General features: G+C 74.5%; 15 protein-coding genes. 6 read left to right on the forward strand and 9 right to left on the reverse strand.

Features of this window, described 5'->3' with window-relative positions; genetic code table 11:
* Positions 1 to 138 precede the first annotated feature (138 nt).
* Both AB0442_RS07895 and AB0442_RS07900 read left to right on the forward strand, forming a co-directional pair.
* Positions 139 to 1,641: a hypothetical protein gene (locus AB0442_RS07895; RefSeq protein WP_366161454.1), complete on the forward strand. Its 1,503-nt coding sequence runs from the start codon at positions 139 to 141 to the stop codon at positions 1,639 to 1,641.
* A complete protein-coding gene (locus AB0442_RS07900) occupies positions 1,638 to 2,819 on the forward strand; it encodes a hypothetical protein (RefSeq protein WP_366161455.1) in 1,182 nt (393 codons plus the stop codon). Before AB0442_RS07895 ends, AB0442_RS07900 begins: the two co-directional genes overlap by 4 nt.
* Here the strand turns inward: AB0442_RS07900 and AB0442_RS07905 are convergent.
* The 3 genes from AB0442_RS07905 to AB0442_RS07915 form a co-directional block, all read right to left on the reverse strand.
* Positions 2,783 to 3,406, reverse strand: coding sequence for a hypothetical protein (locus AB0442_RS07905; RefSeq protein WP_363541682.1), 624 nt, complete (start codon positions 3,404 to 3,406; stop codon positions 2,783 to 2,785). The genes AB0442_RS07900 and AB0442_RS07905 overlap by 37 nt on opposite strands.
* A gap of 163 nt (positions 3,407 to 3,569) precedes the next feature.
* Positions 3,570 to 4,139 carry a hypothetical protein gene (locus tag AB0442_RS07910; RefSeq protein ID WP_366161456.1) on the reverse strand — a complete coding sequence of 190 codons (570 nt, stop codon included), beginning with the start codon at positions 4,137 to 4,139 and terminating at the stop codon, positions 3,570 to 3,572.
* A gap of 106 nt (positions 4,140 to 4,245) precedes the next feature.
* A complete protein-coding gene (locus AB0442_RS07915) occupies positions 4,246 to 6,309 on the reverse strand; it encodes an RICIN domain-containing protein (protein ID WP_366161457.1) in 2,064 nt (687 codons plus the stop codon).
* 235 nt (positions 6,310 to 6,544) lie between these two features.
* Between AB0442_RS07915 and AB0442_RS07920 the strand changes: the two genes are divergently transcribed.
* Positions 6,545 to 7,297, forward strand: coding sequence for an arylamine N-acetyltransferase (locus AB0442_RS07920; protein ID WP_366161458.1), 753 nt, complete (start codon positions 6,545 to 6,547; stop codon positions 7,295 to 7,297).
* Between the two features lie 57 nt (positions 7,298 to 7,354).
* Here AB0442_RS07920 and AB0442_RS07925 read toward each other — a convergent pair whose 3' ends face one another.
* Positions 7,355 to 8,101, reverse strand: a complete 747-nt coding sequence (locus AB0442_RS07925; RefSeq protein WP_366161460.1) for a methyltransferase domain-containing protein — start codon at positions 8,099 to 8,101, stop codon at positions 7,355 to 7,357.
* A 164-nt stretch (positions 8,102 to 8,265) separates the two neighbouring features.
* Between AB0442_RS07925 and AB0442_RS07930 the strand changes: the two genes are divergently transcribed.
* Both AB0442_RS07930 and AB0442_RS07935 read left to right on the forward strand, forming a co-directional pair.
* Positions 8,266 to 9,771, forward strand: a complete 1,506-nt coding sequence (locus AB0442_RS07930; RefSeq protein WP_366161461.1) for an SDR family NAD(P)-dependent oxidoreductase — start codon at positions 8,266 to 8,268, stop codon at positions 9,769 to 9,771.
* Entirely contained in the window at positions 9,768 to 10,250 is a 483-nt protein-coding gene (locus AB0442_RS07935) for an NUDIX domain-containing protein (protein ID WP_366161463.1), read from the forward strand. The genes AB0442_RS07930 and AB0442_RS07935 overlap by 4 nt, the downstream gene beginning before the upstream one ends.
* Before the next feature lie 26 nt (positions 10,251 to 10,276).
* Here AB0442_RS07935 and AB0442_RS07940 read toward each other — a convergent pair whose 3' ends face one another.
* The 3 genes from AB0442_RS07940 to AB0442_RS07950 form a co-directional block, all read right to left on the reverse strand.
* A complete protein-coding gene (locus AB0442_RS07940) occupies positions 10,277 to 11,023 on the reverse strand; it encodes a DUF6348 family protein (RefSeq protein WP_366161465.1) in 747 nt (248 codons plus the stop codon).
* Positions 11,024 to 11,106: 83 nt separating this feature from the next.
* Positions 11,107 to 12,459: a pectate lyase gene (locus AB0442_RS07945; protein WP_366161467.1), complete on the reverse strand. Its 1,353-nt coding sequence runs from the start codon at positions 12,457 to 12,459 to the stop codon at positions 11,107 to 11,109.
* 164 nt (positions 12,460 to 12,623) lie between these two features.
* Positions 12,624 to 14,963 (reverse strand): pectinesterase family protein, encoded by a 2,340-nt coding sequence (locus tag AB0442_RS07950; protein ID WP_366161468.1) that lies wholly within the window; start codon positions 14,961 to 14,963, stop codon positions 12,624 to 12,626.
* A gap of 266 nt (positions 14,964 to 15,229) precedes the next feature.
* On the opposite strand from AB0442_RS07950, the gene AB0442_RS07955 reads away from it, so the two are divergent.
* Entirely contained in the window at positions 15,230 to 15,580 is a 351-nt protein-coding gene (locus AB0442_RS07955; protein WP_344624252.1) for an STAS domain-containing protein, read from the forward strand.
* Between the two features lie 18 nt (positions 15,581 to 15,598).
* Here AB0442_RS07955 and AB0442_RS07960 read toward each other — a convergent pair whose 3' ends face one another.
* Positions 15,599 to 17,332: a GAF domain-containing protein gene (locus AB0442_RS07960; protein WP_344624255.1), complete on the reverse strand. Its 1,734-nt coding sequence runs from the start codon at positions 17,330 to 17,332 to the stop codon at positions 15,599 to 15,601.
* A gap of 180 nt (positions 17,333 to 17,512) precedes the next feature.
* Positions 17,513 to 19,144 (reverse strand): amino acid transporter (locus AB0442_RS07965; protein WP_366161469.1); only part of this gene is annotated, 1,632 nt, incomplete at its 5' end.

A 19,144-nucleotide genomic window follows, 5' to 3' on the forward strand; every position in this document is an offset into this window, starting at 1 on the left:
GCCGGCCGGTCTGCTACGGTCGTCCGGCGGCCGGCCGCGGGACTCCGGTGCGACTTCCGGAAGGCGCCTTTACCGCGACGATTCGCAGCTCGTGCCCCCATTCCCCGGCCGGCCCGCCACACCAACGGGGGCTGAACCATGGAGACGCCGGGCGATCTGGTCGCCGCCGAGGACGTGCTGCTGTTCGTGAACGCGGCGGTCACGGCCACCGGCCAGCGCGAGTTCCACACCGACGCGGCCGAGCAGCGGCTGTCGCTGGACTTCCTGCACGCGTACATCCTCGGCAACTACCGCGACCTGTACGCGGCGGTGCTCGCCCTGGACGTCAACGACCACAACGCGGCGATGATCGTACGCCGGCTGCTGGAGACCTCGCGGGAGGCCACCGACGCGCAGCGCCGCGCCGAGGGCCGGCTGATCGCGCGCCGCCTGGCGCTGATGCCGCCGCAGCGGGTGTACCGGCTCTTCGCCGGGCTGCGCCGGGCCGGGGTGAACAACCGGCGCACCCGCGCGGTCGTCCGGGACTGGATCGCGGCCCGGCCCGACGCCGCCCTGGACGCGGTGAAGTACCGCGGCGGCTTCCGCACGGCCCTGCGGCACGCGCACCTGGCGCCGCCCGGACCGGAGTTGGGCGACTTCACGTTCGGCGGGGAGAAGTCGCGACAGGGCCGGTCCTTCGACTCGCCGCTGCTGGACGCCTGGCGGCGGGCGCACTACCAGAAGTCGGCGGTGTACGAGCTGCCGTACACCGTGGCCGAGGGCTTCGCGGCGAAGCACGGGATCCCGCGGGCGGCCTTCCTGGAGCGGATCGCGCCGCGGATGACCCGGCTGGAGCGGCTGCGGCTTCAGGAGTCGGCCCGTGCCGCGGGGGCGGACGCCGTCGCGGTGGACCTCGCGCGGATGCCGCTGACCCGGCTGGCCGGGTACGTCCTCGGGCTGCCCGTCGAGCAGCGGCGCGCCCGGCGGACCGAGCTGACGGCGGCGCTGGAGGCCGCGGCCCGGCGCACGGCGGGCGCCCGGCAGGGCACCTGGGGCCGGGTGGCCGCGGTGCTGGACGACAGCTTCTCCTCGTACGGCTCGGGGCAGAAGCGGCGGCGTCCGCTGGCGGTGGCGCTGGCCTGCCACCACCTGCTGGCGGTGCTGGCCGCGGAGTACGTCCCGCTGTGGACCTCGGGCCGCCGTGATGCGCTGCTGGCCCGGCCGTCCGGCGCGACGCCGCTGGGCCGGCGCGTCCTGGACGCCCTGGAGACCGCCCCTGAGCAGCTGGTGATCGTCTCGGACGGCTGGGACAACGCACCGCCGGGCCTGGCCGCCGAGGTGCTGCGGGTGTGGCGCACCCGGCTGGATCCCGCCGGGGCGACCCGGATCGTGCACCTCAACCCGGTCTGGGACGCGGACGGCTTCGACGTGCGCCGACTCGCCCCCGGCGTGCCGACCGCCGGCATCCGGGACGCCGAGGACCTGGTGCCGCTGGTCGGGATCGCCCGGTTCGCCGAAGGCCGCACCGGACTGCCCGAGCTGACCGCGCACCTGGCCGAGCGGACGGCGGCGTTCCTGGCCGCCGGGGAGCACACCGGCGGCGGACCGGACACCGGCAGGACGGACACCGACGGGGAGCACGACGGGGAGGCGGACGAGTGAGCGGGCTCGACCTGACGGGCCTGGCCACCGGGCCGGCCCAGGTGTGGGGCGGGGTGCGCCTGGTGCCGCTGCTGCGCGCGGCGCCGATCACCGACCTGCGGTTGCACCGGCGGGTGTTCGGGGACGCGTACGCCCCGGTCGCGCTCGACCGCCGCACCACCTACCTGTCGTACGTGCCGCACGGCTTCGTCGCGGACTGGACGGACGACGGCTCCGCCGCCGCCTACGGCACCTCGCTCGGCGAGCGGGTGCCGGAGCGCGTACCGGTGCGCCCGCACCACCGACCGGCCCGCCGGGAGGGCTCTAACCGGCTGCGTTTCCTGCCGCTGCACCTGGCGCTGGAGGGCTACCTCGCGCTGCACTTCGGCGGGCCGACGGTGCTCTGGGCGGAGTGGTCGCAGCGGGCGGTGCGCGCGGGGCTGTCGCCGCGCGCCGAGGAGGCGTACCGGGGTGCCGAGGTGCGCGGGCTGGCCGACGCGCTGCGGGTGTTCGAGATCCACCACGGACAGTGCGGGGTGCTGGTGTACGTCGCGGACGCCCTGGCGGCGGCGTTCGCGGTGCCGCATCCGGAGGACTACCGGGCGCTGCACGCGACGCTGGTGCACGACCTGTTCGGCGAGCTGATCCACCACTACGCACTGCTGTCGGCACCGGTGCCGGAGTTCCGGGCGAACATCCCGGGCCCGGGCATCCGCTCGCTGGCCGACCTGCGGGCGGCCGCGGACGGGCAGGAGCGGGCCTGGGCGGAGTTCCACGACGGCACGATGGCGGCGGGCCTGCTGACGGCCCCCGTCCGGTTCCGACCGGTGTACCGGGCGGGCCGGTTCACCCTCGGCCGGTTCCTGCCGCAGTTCCGGCCGGGCGCGGAGAACCACATCGGCGAGACGATCACCGACGGGGACGGCCGGATCGCCTACCTGAAGACCTTCCGACTGTCGGAGGCGCAGGTGCGCCGGGGGTTCCTGCTGGACACGCTCGCCGCGCACGACTGGCACCTGGGCTCGGCGGCGGCCGCGCTGAACGCCACCGAGGCCCAGTTGGGCCTGCGGCTGGAGGCGGCGGGCTTCGGGGCGCTGCTGCGGCAGGACGTGCTGGACGGGTACCGCAAGCGGGCCCGGGCGGGTGGGGACGGCGCCGCGGCTCAGCCGGCGGCGAGCCGGCGGCCCTCGTCGAAGTAGCGGGTGAGGGCGTCGGCGCCGCCGAGTTCGCGGACGGTGCGGGCGGCGCCGAACGGGGCGTTCCAGAACCCGCCGGTGCGCGGGGTGTGCGGGCCGACGTAGGCGTACGGCTCGGGCTGGTAGGAGTCGCCGGCGGAGACGCCGTAGTTGACCGCGTCGAGGGTGATGCCGAGGTCGAAGTGCTCGGGCCAGAGCACCGGTTCCGCGTCCGGGGCGAGGCGGCGCAGGGCGGTGTCGGCGGCGCCGAAGCAGTGGGCGATCCACTGGGCGGCCTGCGGGTCGGCGTCGACCGGGTCGTCGGAGGCGGCGCCGGAGCCGTCGTGGTACAGGCCCTCGGGCGGGCCGGGTTCGAGGCCGAGGGCCGTCGCGAGCGCGGCGCAGCTGGTGCGCCGCAGGGTGAGGCGGTGTCCCGGGGCCATCAGCTCGTCGCCGATGACCTGCAGGAAGGGTTCGGCCGTGGTGGCGAAGCCGCCCGGGTAGGCCCGCAGCCGGATGGTGCCGCTCGCCCGGTACTGCGGCCCGGCGAGCACCGTCTCGGCGACGGCGTGCAGGGCCCGGCGGGTGCGGACGACCGTGTCGATGTCCATGTCTTCATGGTGGCCTGCACCGGCGGGGACGGCACAACCCGTCGTCCGTGGCCAGGAGTCGACAGGTCGATGAGGCGACTTGTCGCCTCTGCCCCGCTTTCGCACGCCGGTGACCTGCGGAAGCGGACGGCTGCGGCCCCCGCCGGAGCCCGCCGTGCGCCGCTCAGTGCCCGGCGCGGCGGCGGCGCAGCAGCACGGCACCGGCGGCCGCCGCGGCCAGCACGGCGACGACCACCGCCATCCAGGTCCAGGCGCTGTCGGCCTCGGCGGCGGCCGAGGTGCTGCGGATCGGCTCGGCGGAGGCGCTCGGCGCGGGGGCGGTGCCCACCGGGGCCACCGGTCCGCTGCTGGGTGCGGTGCCGGGGACGGCGGTGACGTCGACCTCGGCCTCGCCCCGGCCGAGCGCGGGGAAGCCCGATTCGACGACCACCTTCCAGTGGCCGGGCGGCAGTTGGCGGGCGGTGGTGTAGGTGCCGGGCTTGCCGGCGACCGCGACCAGCTGCCAGGGGCCGACCGCGCGGCCGTCCCGGTCGGTGGCGCTCAGGGTTCCGGCGATCTTCTCGTCGACCGGGTCGTGGTCGTTCTCCCAGGTGGCGACGGCGGTGAGGTGCCCGTCGACCAGGCTGGAGACGGTGAAGGCGATGGTGTCGCCGTGGGCACCGGCGGGCTGGGCCGTGCCGAGCACGGTCAGGCCGGTGAGGGCGGCGGCGGTGGCGAGGGTGCGCAGGCGCATGGGGTGGCTCCTGGTCTGGCCGGCGGGCGCGGGCGCCCGGTGGGACGGGACGGCCCGGTGGGGCGGGAGGGCCGACTCCCGCCCCACCGGGCTCGGGGGCGCCTCGTCAGGAGGCGGCCTGGATGGTCCAGTTCTGGTAGGACTGGCCGCTGGGCTGCTGCAGTTCCAGCAGCCAGCCGCCGTAGTACCAGCGCTTGCTGGTGCCGAGGACGAGCGAGGAGCCCTTGGCGGTCAGCGCGTAGCCGCTGCCGGCGGAGGCGATCTTCCACTGCTGGCTGTCGGCGGACGAGCAGGGCTGCTGCATCACGTACTGGCCGGCGACGGCCTGGCCGCCGATCTGCAGGCACTTGTCGGAGCGGGCGGAGCGGATCTTCAGGTAGCCGTCGCCGGCGTCCTCGAACAGCCACTGCTGGTTGGAGTAGCCGTGCCGCTGGTAGCCGATGAGCACGGCGCCGTCGCGGGTGGAGCCGCCCCACATGTCGGCGGCCTGGCCGGTCAGGCTGTTGATCATCAGGTAGCGGGTGCCGGGCTTGGTCGGCGCGGGGCCGGCCGCCTTGGTGGTGCGGAAGGCGGTGGTGCGGCCGGGCTTGGCGGTCTTGCCGGACTTGTCCTTGACCGCGACGGCGACCTTGTACTCGGTGTCGGACTTGAGGTTGACCAGGCGGACGACGCTGGAGGTGACGGTCGCGACGGAGCGGCCGTTGACCTGGAGGTCGTATCCGGAGGCGCCGCTGACCGCCGTCCAGCTGAGCACCGCCGAGTTGGTGGTGATCTGGCCGACCGTCACCTTGGGACCGGTGGTCGAGGTCGGGCTGGGGCTCGGGGTGGGCGTCGAGTCGGTCGGGCTCGGGCTCGGCGTCGGCGACTTGGTCGGGTCGGGCGTGGTCGGGCTCGGCGTCGGCGACTTGGTCGGCGTCGGGTTCGGGTTGGTGCCGCCGTTCGCGAACAGGAACTGGTTGTTGGCGATGTTCCAGTGCGTGGTCAGGTAGCTGCCCGGCTGCGGGTCGGTGTTGAAGTAGTCGTCGTGGTTGCAGTCGAGGCGGTCGTCCTCGGCCCGGTTCGGGCAGAGGGTCTGCATCTTCGGGTAGTACGGCGAGTCGGAGTAGCACATGATGTCCCACTCGTCGACGCAGTGCGCGCCCTTGCTGGTGTGCGGGGCGCTGTTGTTGACGGCGCCGAGGTTGTGACCGAGCTCGTGGGCGGCGGTGGAGCCGCCCCAGCAGCCGTTGTCGGTGCGGCCGTAGGACGGGCCGAAGTTGGACAGGTTGTCCTGGCCGGGACGCTCGTCACCGTTGAAGGTGCCGATGCCGCAGTACACGTTGGCGTCCGCGAAGACCATGTACTTGCGGTCCTTGCGGTTGAAGCCCTGGGCGGCGAGCGCCTTGTTGCTGGCGCCGAACTCCTGCAGGGAGGCCGCGGACAGCTCGACGTTCAGCACCGAGACGGTGCAGTCGGCCTCGGTGACGAAGCGGATGTGCCGGACGCCGCCGGTCTCCTGGGCGCTCGCGTTGTAGATGGTGTCGGTGTCCGACGCCCACTTCTTGAACGAGGCGAGGTACTGGGCGAACCGGTCGTTGCCCGGGGCGTGCACGTACATCACCTGGACGCGGTTGCCGGTCGAGCCGTCGCCCTCGCAGACCACCTTGGAGCCTTCGGCCGCGGCCCCCGCTCCGGCCGAGGGGGTGCCGGCGGGCGTGGCGGAGCCGCCGAGCGCCTTGCCGGTCTGCAGGTCGAGCACGGGCGGCGCGTCGCTCAGCAGGTCCGCGGCGGACGGTGCGGCGGCCGCGGTCGGGGTGAGGTCGGCGGGCTTCTCGGTGGTCGCGACGACCGGGGCGGTGCTCTTGTGGACGTCGACGCCGCGCGGCGGGGCGTCCGGGCCGTGGGTGCACAGGCCCTGCTCGTCGACCTTGTAGACGCCGACGCACTTGTCGCCGCTGGCGGCCGGCACGAGGCCGCCGTAGACCAGGCCGCGGGTCGGGTCGTCCTTGGGTATGGAGGTCACCGGGGCGGGCGCCTCGTTGTGGAGCGGACCGGCGGCCGGCGAGGGCTCCACCTCCTGGGCGATCACCGCGTCGGCGGAGGTGCGGAGCGGCTTGTCGCCCTCCAGCGCCGAGCCGATGGTGACGGCTCCCGCGATGAGTCCCGCGGTGATGGCGGTTGCGGTGAACATCAGTCCACGGCGATTGCGGCGCCGGTGCGACGACGCTTTCCTGCGTGACATGTGTCTCTCCTCGTCGGCCCATCGGTGGGGTGTGGTGCTTGCCGACACCTGGGAGATCCGTGGGGCGGGAGGGGATAACAGGAATCTCAAACATTTTTTCGCGGTTGTTTTGCGACGGGACGTCAGGACCACGACGATCGGCCCGGTTGACGGGCCGTCCGAGTACGGAGGAAGAGGAGGACCGGTGGACGGACGACAGGCGGCTGCCTACCTGGACCGGATCGGCCTGCCACGGCCGGAGCGCGCCGACGCGGCGGCCCTGCGCGCCCTGCAGCTCGCGCACCTGCACGCCGTGCCCTTCGAGACGCTGAGCGTGGCCCGCGGCGAGCCGATCGTGCTGACCGAACGGGCGCTCTGGGAGAAGCTCGTGGAGCGTCGCCGCGGCGGCTTCTGCTACGAGCTCAACGGCGCCTTCGCCGCGCTGCTCACGGCGCTCGGCTACCGGGTGGAGCTGCTCGCGGGGCGGGTGTTCGGCAGGGACGGCCGACCCGGGCCGCCCTTCGACCACATGGCGCTGCGCGTGGAGCTGGACGAACCCTGGCTGGTGGACGTCGGCTTCGGCCGGTTCAGCCACCACCCGCTGCGGCTGGACGAGCGCGGCGGGCAGTCCGACCCCGCCGGCCGGTTCACGCTGCGGCCGCACGGCGCGGAGCTGGACGTGCTGATGGACGGCGAGCCGCAGTACCGGCTGGACCTGCGGCCTTACGCGCTGGCCGACTTCGGCCCGACCTGCTGGTGGCAGGCGACCTCGCCCGAGTCGCACTTCACCCGGTCCACCACCTGCTCACGGCTGACCGGCGAGGGCAGGATCACCCTCGCCGGCACCCGGCTGATCCGCACCGGCACGGACGGCTCACGCAGCGAGCAGGAGCTGACCGGGGAGCAGGCGCTCGCCGCGTACCGCGAGCACTTCGGGATCGAGCCAGGGGTTGTCTGACCGTTCCCGCCGCGCGCGCGGCGGGAACGGTCGGACAACCCCTGCACGCGCTGCCGGTCAGCGCACCGCCGCGACCAGGGCGTCACTGACCGAGCGCCAGGCCACCCCGGCCTCGCGGAAGCCGGCCCCGACCAGCCGGGCGGTGTGCCACTCGGCGGGGTGGCTCTCGCCGTCGGCGTGGTCGCCGTGGATCGCGAAGCGGGCCGCGACGGCCTCGGCGAGTGCCGGGTCGTCGGCGGCCGCCCGCCACCAGGCGGCCCAGTCGAGGACGCCCTCGGCGCGCTCTCGCTCCTGGCGGGCGTGCTGCCGGGCCCGGTCGGCGGCGTTCAGCAGCGGGGTGTCCGGCTGCGGCATGTGGTCGGCGTTGACGAACAGGCCGCCGGGCCGGACCAGCCCCGCGAGGTCGCCGTACAGGCGCACCAGGGTGTCGCTGCCGAGCCAGTGCAGGGCGGTCGAGGTGAGCACCGCGTCGAACGCGCCGCCGTCCGGCAGCGGCTTCGCCCAGCCGGGGTCGTTCAGGTCGGCGGTGACGAGGGTGAGGCGCGGCTCGTCGGCGAAGTGGCCGCGGGCGATCGCGAGCAGCGCGGGGTCGACGTCCACGCCGACCGAGACCGCCCCGGGCAGCCGGGCGAGCAGCCGTTCGCTGATCGATCCGGTGCCGCAGGCCAGGTCGAGGACGCGCGGCGCCGGGCCGGCCACCGCCTCGACCAGGTCGAGCATCACCCGGAACCGCTCCTCCCGGTCGGGCAGGTACCACTCCTGCTGGCGGTCCCAGCTGCGCTGCCAGTCGTGCCAGGTCGTCATGCCCCACTCCCGTCGTAATGGCCGGATGTGCCGTTCATCTCTTACGCTAGCGAGAGCAGGTAATCTCCACAAGGCATGTTCAGGTATTACTTTTCGCTCCGGCTCGGCAGGCTCCCGTAGCATTCGCCGGTACAGGCGGCACACCGAGGGAAGCAGCAGCAGGCATGACGGCGGGCCCGGACACCCAGACCCAGATCCAGCAGCACGACGAGCAGGACATCGACTTCGGCCCGGGCATCGACCCCGAGCGCCTGGCCCTGTGCCTGGACGTGCTCGCCGAACTCGACAGCCTGCACGTGGACCACCCGGACGCGATCACCGTCCGCCGGGCGGTCGGCGGCATCTTCCGCACGCTCAAGCAGCGCCGCCGCCAGGAGACCCGTGCCCGCAAGACCGCCAACGACCGGCTGGTCACCTCGCGGACGGCGACCGGCGCACCCGGCCGGATCGACGACGAGACGGCCGGCGCCTTCGGCCTGACCACCGAGACCACCACCGAGATCGCCGGGATACTCGAGCGCCCCCGCTCCTGCTACACCTGCAAGCAGCGGTACGTCGAGGTCGACGCCTTCTACCACCAGCTGTGCCGCAACTGCGCGGCGCTCAACCACGCCCGCCGCGGCGCCCGCGCCGACCTCACCGGGCGGCGCGCCCTGCTCACCGGCGGCCGCGCCAAGATCGGCATGTACATCGCGCTCTGCCTGCTGCGGGACGGCGCGCACACCACCATCACCACCCGCTTCCCCAACGACGCGATCCGCCGCTTCAAGGCGATGCCGGACAGCGACCGGTGGATCGACCGGCTGAAGATCGTCGGTATCGACCTGCGCGACCCGGCCCAGGTGATGGCGCTGGCCGACGAGGTCGCCGCGGACGGCCCGCTGGACATCCTGATCAACAACGCGGCACAGACCGTCCGCCGCCCGCCGGAGTCGTACCGCGAGCTGGTGGCCGCCGAGTCGGCCCCGCTGCCGGCCGGCGTGCTGCCCCCGTCGACCGTGATCGGCCGCTTCGGCAGCGGCAACGTGGACCTGCCGGCACTGCCCGGCCAGGCCTCCGGCGAGGGCGAGCGGATCAGCGCCGAGGACGTCACCGCCCTCGCCCTGGTCAGCGGCTCCGCCTCGCCGGCCCGGATCGAGGCCGGCACCGCGATCGACGCCGGCGGCCTGGTGCCGGACCTCGCCTCCACCAACAGCTGGGTGCAGACCGTCGACGAGGTCGGCCCGATGGAGCTGCTGGAGGTGCAGCTCTGCAACTCCACCGCGCCGTTCATCCTGATCAGCCGGCTCCGGCCGGTGATGGCCGCCTCCCCCGCGCGGCGCAAGTACATCGTCAACGTCTCCGCCATGGAGGGCGTGTTCAGCCGCGGCTACAAGGGCGCCGGCCACCCGCACACCAACATGGCCAAGGCCGCGCTGAACATGCTCACCCGCACCAGCGCCGAGGAGATGTACCGGACCGACGGCATCCTGATGACCAGCGTCGACACCGGCTGGATCACCGACGAGCGGCCGCACCCGGACAAGATGCGGCTGCACGACGAGGGCTTCCACGCCCCGCTCGACCTGGTCGACGGCGCGGCCCGGGTCTACGACCCGATCGTCCGCGGCGAGCTCGGCGAGGACCTGTACGGCTGCTTCCTCAAGGACTACTCCAAGGCCGCCTGGTGAGGGCCGACGGCCCGGTGGCCGGCGGCGGGCAGGCCGGCAGCGGGCCGATCATCGGTGCGGGGGTCATCGTGCCCACCACCGACGGCCGGGTGCTGATCGGACGGCGCACCACCGCGGGCGAGCCGCCGACCTGGAGCCTGCCCGGTGGCAAGGTCGACGGCACCGGCGAGTCCTTCGAGGAGGCCGCCGCCCGTGAACTCGCGGAGGAGACCGGCATCGTGCTGCCCGCGGCCGCGATGCGGGTGCTGGCCGTGCTGCTCGACCACGAGCTCGGCCGGCCCCGGCTGACCGCGGCCGTCCTCGCCCCGCCGAGCGACGCCCCCGCGGTCGTCACCGAGCCGCACAGCTGCGCCGGCTGGGAGCAGGTCCCGGTGGACGCGCTGCCCGAGCCGATGTTCCACCCGTCCGGGCTGGTGCTGGCCCGCTGGCTGCCCGGTTACCCGGGGCCGGCCGGCGCGCACGTCTACCCGCTGGTCTGAGCCGCTCCGGGGGCGCCGCCCGCCGGTCAGCCGTCCTGGGGCCGGGTCAGCAGGACGAAGGTCCGGGCGAAGGCGGTGCCCTCGGCGACCCGCGGCCAGTCCAGGGCCAGCAGCGCCTTCGAGGCCCCCTCGTGCGGTTCGCCGTTCACCCGCACCTCGGCGCTCTCCCTGCCTGCCCCGCTGCCGAACAGCAGCGACAGACCGGTCGGGCGGTCCCGGTCGAAGCCGTCCGGGAACGCCGGGGCGAGCTGCGGCAGCAGCGGCCGGGCGAGCATCCAGTCCTGGACGGCGCCGTGCCGGTCGCCGGTGCCCCAGCCGGCGATGCCGCCGTGCACGGCGTGCCAGCCGGGCAGCGCGTCCGCGTCGTCCGGGTGCAGGTGGCCGGCGAACCGGCCGTTGTGGGCGAGGAGTTCGAGCAGGGCCAGGCCGGTGGTGGAGGCCCAGACCTCGACCGCGCGGCGCACCGCGGGCCCGCTGTCGGCCTCGACACCGGCCAGGCAGTCCTGCACCCTGCGCTCCTGCGGCCGTCCGGCGTCCAGCAGGACGGTCAGGTCGAGGTGGGCCGGGCCCTCGCCGTGCCGGGCGCCGACCGCGACGGCGGTGCCGCCGGGGCCGGTGACCAGGGAGCCGTCCACCGTCCAGGTGTCGCCGCCGAGTTCCGTCAACCGTTCGGCCACCGCGGCGAGGACGGCCGGCTCGGAGAGCGGGGCGGTGTCGCCCGGCTGCCTGCGGGTGGCCGCGCCGGAGCCGCGCCACCAAGATCCCAACCCCATGGCGGACACCGTAGCGGCGCGGCCGCCCCGGCCGCCACAGGAACGCCGAACGCGTCCGTGCGGCCGCCGGGGCGGGCCCGGGGTCAGGGCTTGTAGGTCACATCGCCGGGCGTGTAGCGGCAGTTGGTGCCGTCCGGGCCGCTGCCCGCCTCCTCGGGCTCGCCCGAGGTGACGCCGGTGTAGCGCTGGCAGACGGTGATCTTCCGGCTGCTGTCGCCGACCACGGTGAGCCGGGTGATCGTGGCGGTGTCGCCCAGGTTGGCGTTGATGCCGACGATCTTCTTGCCGGGCGCGGTGGCGATCACGTTGTCGATCACCACGTGGCGGGGGTACTGCGTCTTGCAGTTGCCGCAGGAGCGGTAGAGCTTGCCGAAGTCCTCCACCCGGAAGTTCTTGACGACGAAGGTGCCGGGGCCGTTGTGCTGGAAGACCTTGTCGGCCGCGCCGCGCGCGCCGCCGCCGTCCACGGTCATCGTCTGGGAGGCGGAGGTGCCCTTGAAGGTGGCGGCGTCCTCGCCGACGTTCTCCCACCAGACGTTGCGCAGGGTGCAGCTGCCGCTGCAGTGCACGCCGTCGGCGGCCGGGTCGCCGAGGATCACGTTCTGCAGCACGGCGCCGTCGGCGAGTTCGAACATGGCGGGCTGGTTCTCGGACTGGCTGCCGCTGCCCAGCACGCCCTTGCCGACGTAGCGGCGGCCGCCGCCGTCGAAGAGCGCGGCGACCTTCCGGGTGGCGGTCAGCGGCACGTCGGCGCCCTGCGGGGTCGGCCAGGCCGGGATCGCCGTGCCGGTGCCGCCCGTCGCGGTGGCGGTCGGGGCGGGCGTGGCCGTCGCGGTGGGCTTCGGGGAGGCCGTGGCCGTGGTGGTCGGGGTGCTCGCGGTGGGGGCCGGGGTGGCGGCGGGCTTGAAGGTCCAGCGCTTGGCGGGCGCCGAGTCGCAGGAGTTCTGCTGCACCGGGGTGCCGGCCGCGGTCGAACCGTCCTTCACCGCCAGGCACTTGCCGCTGGCGGCGTTGACCACCCGGTGGCCGCCCTCGACGGCCGTCAGGGTCCAGCGCTGGGAGGCGGCCGCCGGGTCGCAGGCCTCCGTCCGGACGGCGGCGCCGGCGCCCGTCCTGGTGTCCCGGACGCCCGCGCAGCGGCCGCCGGCGGCCTCGACCAGCCGGTAGCCGCTGCCGTCGGCGGTCAGCCGCCAGGTCTCGCCACCCGCGCCGCAGTCCTGCTGGGCCAGTTGGGTGCCGGCGGCCGGGGCGGGCGCCTGCAGGCAGAGTCCGCCGGCGGCGCTCACCAGGGTGTAGGAGGACCCGGCGGTCGGGGCGGGGGCGGCGGCGTCCGCGCCCGCCCACAGGCCGCCCGCGATGCCGGCGGCCAGCAGGGCGGCCGTGCCGCCGAGGGCCGCGATCCTGCCGCGCTTGGGGCGTATCGCTCGCTTGCTCACGTCTCATGACTCCTTGGCGACTACCGGTACGGGGAGGGGACGTGTCCCGGCGTCGACGGGCCGTCCCGACAGCGGGGCCGACAGTCCGCCGTCCTGCTGTCCGACTCCCTGTTGCCGCCGCCCGCAGGGAGGTTGCCGCGGGCGGCGGGTTTTCCTCCTGCGGGTCAGCCGACCGGGTTCCAGCCGTCGGTGCCGGCCAGGTAGGCGCGCGCCGTGTACGAGGCGGCCTGAGCGGCGGTCAGTTGCGGGCGGCCAGCGCCGGCGCCGGCCCCGGGCCCGGTGTTGGCGTACTCGGCGAAGCGGGCGGACCGCCAGGAGTACCCGTGCATGTCCGTCCACGGCGCCTTCTCGACCGCCGCGGGCAGCACGGTGTTGCGGACGACGAACTGCCCGACCGCGCTCGGCCCGGTGCGCCAGGGCCGGCCGAGGTGGAAGGTGCCGGGCGCGGCGGTGCTGCTGATCGTGCTGTCGGTGACGAGGATCCCGTACGGCTTCGCGGCGTCGGTGTTCGGCGCGGCGAGGTAGCCGTCGCTGCCGCCGGCGGCGGCGCCGCGGTCCCGCAGGGCGATGTTCACGTGGTCGTAGACGGCGGTCGCGTTGCCGAAGAGGAAGTCCACGTCACCGGCGACGAAGCAGTGGCGGAAGTACTGCCGGTACTGGCCGGTGGCGGCGGGCGCCCAGTTGAGGACGGTGTCCTGGTGGCCGATGAAGCGGGAGTTCAGGTACTGCTGGCGGTCGCCGCGGGCGGCCAGGGCGACCGCCTGGGTGGCGGTGGTGCCCGGGTGGGCGGACCGCTCGAAGGTGTTCTGCACGGTGAGGCCGGTGACGGTGGTGCCGTCGGCGGAGACGGTGAGGGTGGCGCTGCCCTCGGTGCCGTAGGTGCCGCCGCCGGGCTTCGGGGTGCCGGCCGCGTTGTCGTACGCGAGGACGACGTCCTCGGCGTTGCCGGTGGCGCCCTTGAGCGTCAGGCCCTTCTTGGCGGCCGGGACGTTCACCGTCTCGCGGTAGGTGCCGCGGGCGATCAGCACGGTGTCCCCGGGTCCGGCGGCGTCGACCGCGGACTGCACCGTCCGGTGCGCGGCGGAGCCGTCCGCGGCGACCGTCAGGACCCGGCCGGTGGCCGGGGCGGCGGTGCCGTTCTCGGTGAGCACGCCGGCGCCGGCCTGCTTCGGCAGCCGGTCCGGCAGCGCGGCGGCGGGCTCCAGCCCGGCGGAGAGGACCGGCCGCCAGGAGACGGTCGGCCTGATCTTCTTGGTGTTGGCGGCGTTGTACGCGGCGACCGGGTCGGCCGCCGCGCCGTCGACCAGGTTGCCGCTGCCCGCGAACGCCCCGGTGCCGTCGCCGCTGAGCAGCTGGGAGACCTTCCGGTCGGCCGACAGCCGCCAGTGGTTGTTCTCCGCCACGATCTGGGCGCCGGCTCGGGAGTTGACGCTGTAGCCGTGCGCGTAGCCGTCGAGCGGCGCGGTGTCGTAGTAGTTGTCGTAGAGGTGGATCTGCCCGACCCGGGCGAGCGGGGCGCGCTGCACGACGCCCTGGAAGACGTTGTGGTGCAGGGTGACCCGCAGTCCGGTGTCCTTGTCGCTGCTGCCGATCAGCATCGTCTTGTCGTGGTCGGCGAAGCGGTTGTAGGAGGCGGTCACCAGGTCGGAGCCGTTGGTGATGTCCAGCGCGCCGTCGTGGACCTGGTACTCGCGGCCGAACCGGGTCGGGTTGGCCGCGTCGAGGTGCGGCGCGTCGGAGAAGGTGTCGTGGTCGATCCAGACGTGCGTGGCACCGCGCAGCGAGACGGCGTCGTAGGCCGAGTTCCAGTTGCCGGTCGGGCCGTCCGTCGGGTCCCACTGCGGGAAGCAGTCGCGGACGTCGGTGAGGGCGAGGTTGCGGACGATCACGTCCCGGGCGTTCTTCACCGTCAGGTTGCCGCCGGTGATCCCGGCGCCGGTGCCCGGCACGCCGACGATCGTGGTGTGCGAGGGGACGTCGAGGACGACCCGGGCGGCCTGCCTGGCCTGCGCGGCCCGGCGGGCGTCCTCCTGTCGGCCGGAGGGCAGCTTCGTCCGGCCCCAGACCGCGGGGTCGTAGGCCTTGGCGTACGCGGCGTCCGAATGGCCGGTGCCGGCCGCGTAGTCGACGCAGCCGAGCGCCCGGCCGGTGTCGTCGGTGTTGGCGTCGATCACGCCCTTGACCCGGATGACCCGGGGTGCGCCCGCGGGCCCTGCGGCCAGCGCCTTCGCCAGCTCGGCGCGGGTGGTGACGGTGAAGGTGTGCGCGGCGTCCGCCGAGCGGCCGCCCGTCGTCCCGGCGCCCTCCGCCGCCCAGCCGTCCCGGGCGGGCAGGACGGCGTGGCCGAGGTCGGCGGCCGCCGCGGCGGCGGGCGCGCCACCGGTGGACGCCCCGGCGTTCAGGGCGAGCGGCACGGCCCCCAGGGCGAGGACGGCCGCCGCGCCGGCCGCGGCGAGGGCGAGCCTCCGGCGGCCGGCGGGGCGACGGTGCGGGGAAGCGGACATGTCGGTCTCCGAGGGTGGGGATGCGGGTCTGCCTCTCGGTTGCCGCCGCGCCGCATGAGGTTGCCGCCAGGCCGCGGGAAGTTACCCCGGTACCGCAGGAAGTTGCCCGCGCACCGGACGTTGCCGTCGCAGCATCCGGGACCTTCGGCCCTCCCCCGCAGGGCGTGGATCTGATGGAGTGTCAGCCGCCCTGCTGCCGGTTGGGTTTGCGAGGAGCCGGGCCGGCGGCAGAGCACCGTACGCACCGCACCGCCCAGGAGGCCTCCTTGCCCGCTCCCGCACCGCACACCGAGGCCGCCATCGCCTCGGTCCGCCGCCAGTCCCCCGGCCGCCGCACGGTGGTCGCCCTGCGTGGCGAGCTCGACCTGCACTCGGCCGGCCGCCTGGAGCCGCGGCTGCTGCCGCTGCTGGAGCGCGGCGGCGGCGAGCTGGTGCTCGACCTGGCGGCGGTGACCTTCTGCGACAGCTCCGGCGTGGACCTCTTCCTGCGGTTGAACGGCCGCTGCGCCGCGGACGCCTCGGTGGTGCTGCAGGGGATCCCTCGGCAGCCGTCCCGGGTGATCCGGCTGCTGGGCGCCGACCGGGCGCTGCGCTGCGAGTTCGAGCGCACCGCGTAGGCGGGCGCCGGGGCCCGGTCAGGCAGGGACGAGCGGCGCCGACCAGACCAGGCGGGTGCCGCCGTCCTGCGGGGCCGAGAGTTCGAAGAGCCCTCCGACGCCGTGGGCCCGCTCGGCGAGGTTCCGCAGCCCGCTGCGCCGCCCCTGCTCGGGGATGCCCACCCCGTCGTCCTGCACGGTGAGCACGACCTGTCCGCCCGCGGCCTGCAGCACCACCTCGACCCGGCCCGCCTTGGCGTGCCGGGCCGCGTTGCTGAGCGCCTCGCCGAGCACGGCCACCACTTCGTCCGCGAGCCGCAGCGGCACGTCGGTGTCGAGCAGCCCCTCCATGCTGAGCCGCGGGGCGAAGCCGAGGGCCGCCTGCGCCTCCCCCACCGCGGCGACCACCCGTGAGCGCAGTCCCTGCCGGGAGTCCTCGCGGGCACGGAGGCCGAAGATGGTCGACCGGATGATCTTGATGGTCTCGTCGAGGTCGGCGACCGCGCGCAGCACCCGGTCGGAGGCGCCGGTGTGCTCGATCACCCGGGCGGCGCTCTGCAGGGTCATGCCGGTCGCGAACAGCCGCTGGATGGCCAGGTCGTGGAGGTCGCGGGCGATCCGGTCGCGGTCCTCCAGCATCGCCAACTGCTCGGCGTCGCGGCGGCGTTCGGCGAGTTCCAGGGCGAGGGCGGCCTGATCGGCGAAACCGGAGAGCGGGCCGATCTCGCGGTCCGTGAAGGCGGGTTCGCCCGTCCGCCGGGCGAGCAGCAGCACGCCCGGGATGTCGCCCTCCTGCCGGCCGATCGGGACGGCGACGGCCGGGCCGAGGCCGCCGTACCCGGTCGGTCCGACGGCCGGGCCGCCGGCGGGTCCGACGCCGGCCCCGGCTGTCGGCCGGTGGTCGTCCGCCAGAGCGGTCGTGGTCACCGGGTGGCCGCCGGTGACCGCCCGCCCGGGCAGCGAGCCCTCCAGCGGCAGCAGCCGGCCGAGCCGGGCCGCGGTGTCGCCGCCGAGGGCGAGTTCGACGCGCAGCGCCTGCCCGTCGCCGGTCGGGGCGGACATGTCGGCGAGCTCGGCGCCGGTGATGGCCATCGCGCGCTGGGCGATCAGCTCGACGACGTGCGCGCGGGAGGTGCCGGAGAGCAGGCTGCGAGTGATCTCGGCGCTCACCGCCAGCCAGCGCTGCTGCCGCTGCGCCTCCTCGTAGAGCCGCGCGTTGTCGATGGCGACCCCGGCGGCCACCGCGAGGGTGGAGATGACGGACTCGTCGTCGGCGTCGAAGCCCTCGCCGTTGCGCTTGTCGGTGAGGTAGAGGTTGCCGAAGACCTCGTCGCGGACCCGGACGGGCACGCCGAGGAAGGTCCGCATCACGGGGTGGTGCGCGGGGCAGCCGTGCGAGGCGGGGTGCGCGGCGAGGTCCTCCAGCCGGAGCGCCTCGGGCCGGCGGATCAGCTCGCCGAGGATGCCCTTGCCGGTCGGGTACGGGCCGATCTCGGCGATCTCGTCCTCGCCGAGCCCGACGGTGAGGAACTGCGAGAGCGTCTCGCCGTCCGGGCCGATCACGCCGAGGGCCGCGTACTTGGCGTCGACGAGGACGGCGGCCGCCTCGACGATCCGCCGCAGCACATGGGTGAGGTCGAGCTCGCGGCCGACCGAGAGCACGGCCTCCAGCAGGCTGTGCACGCGGTCCCGGGTGCCACGGGCAGCGTCGATCCGGGCCTGCAGTTCCTCCAGCAGTTCGTCGAGCCTCAACTGCGGGATCCGCGGCCTCATCGCGTCCTCGCCCACCGGGTCTCCTCACCCTTCGCCACCGGAGGACCGATTCTTGCAGACCTCGCGCCCGCGGACGGGCCGGCCTGCGGTCGTGGCCCCGGGACGTCCCTCCGGTCCACGGCCCGGCGCCGGCCCGGGTCCCCGCGGCCTGGGCCCGGGCCGGCGGTCCGTGACCGGTGGTCAGCCGACGTGGACGTGCGGGCGGCGCGCCGGATCGGACTCGGCCTCGCGGAGCACCTCGCGGGTGACGGGCGCGACCTCGCCCTGGCCGAACAGGAAGAACCGCAGGAACTGGGCGAACGGATTGCCCTCCGTCCACTCGAAGTAGATGTGCGGCTGCTGCCCGGTGGTGTCCCGGACGTGCAGCAGCAGCGCGGCGAGCGCGTTGGGCACGCTGGAGTGCTCCAGGGTGAGCACCCGGAAGCGGCCGTGCAGCACCTCGCCGCGCACCCGCAGTTCGGCCTCGAAGTCGGACGGGTCCCGGACGGTGACCTCGACGAAGACCAGGTCGTCCTCGGCGGGGATCGCGTTGTCCGCGCGGATCTGGTGCAGCTTGTCCCGGTACTCGGCGAGGTCGCGGCGGTGCGGCTCGTTGGCGATCAGCCGGATCTCCCGGTGCGTGCCGTCGCGCACGAACCGCTCCGCCAGGGTGTCGAACACGACGTCGGTGACGCGCAGTTCGAAGGCGCGGGCGAGCCGGGAGGCGAGCGAGATCAGCACGATCGCCGCGATGAAGCAGGCGCCGATCTTCACGCCGTCCGGGCGCTCGGCGATGTTCGCGCCCGTGGTGTAGAGGAACACCGCGGCGATCACCGCGAAGCCGATCGCCCAGCGGCGCTCGCCGGCCTTGCGGGCCGCGATGGTGACGGCCACGGCCGCCGAGCTGATCAGCACCAGGACGCCGGTCGCGTACGCGCCGCCCTGCTTGTCGACGCTCGCGTCGAAGATCCAGGTGACCAGGAAGGCCACCGCGGTCAGCACCAGCACGGTCGGGCGGACGGCCCGTGCCCAGTGCGGCGCCATCCCGTAGCGCGGCAGGTAGCGCGGCATCAGGTTGAGCAGGCCGGCCATCGCGGAGGCACCGGCGAACCAGAGGATGGCGATGGTGGAGACGTCGTAGACGGTGCCGAAGGCGGTGCCCAGGTACTCGTGGGCGAGGTAGGCGAGGGCGCGGCCGTTGGCCGCTCCGCCCGGTTCGAACGCGGGGGCGGGGATCAGCAGGGTGGTGATGAAGCTACTCGTGATCAGGAAGACGCTCATGATCAGGGCGGCGGCGGTGAGCAGCTTGCGGGCGCCCTTGATCCGGCCGACCGGCTTCTCCTCCGTGTCGCCGGGGTCGCCCTTGATGTGCGGCATCACGGCGACGCCGGTCTCGAAGCCGGACAGGCCGAGGGCGAGCTTGGGGAAGACGATCAGCGAGACGCCGATCATCGCGACCACGTCGCCGTGCTCGGCGGTGAGGGCGTGCGTCCAGTCGGTGATCAGGTCGGGGTCGGACAGCACCTTCACCAGGCCGGTCGCGACCACCACCACGTTCAGCGCCAGGTAGACGGCGACCAGGACGACCGCGACGCCGATCGCCTCGCTGAAGCCCTTGAGGAAGACGGCGCCGAGCAGCGCGATCAGCAGCAGGGTGATCAGCACCTCACGGCCCTGCAGACTGCTGGTCAGGTGCGGGTTCTCCACCAGGTGGGCGGTGGCGTCGGCGGCGGACAGCGTGATGGTGATCAGGAAGTCGGTGGCGGCGAAGCCCAGCAGGACGAGGACGAAGAGCTTGCCCTGCCAGAAGCTCAGCAGCCGCTCCAGCATGGC

Source organism: Kitasatospora sp. NPDC085895 (assembly GCF_040702125.1).
In the GTDB taxonomy this organism is placed as follows: Bacteria; Actinomycetota; Actinomycetes; order Streptomycetales; family Streptomycetaceae; genus Kitasatospora; species Kitasatospora arboriphila.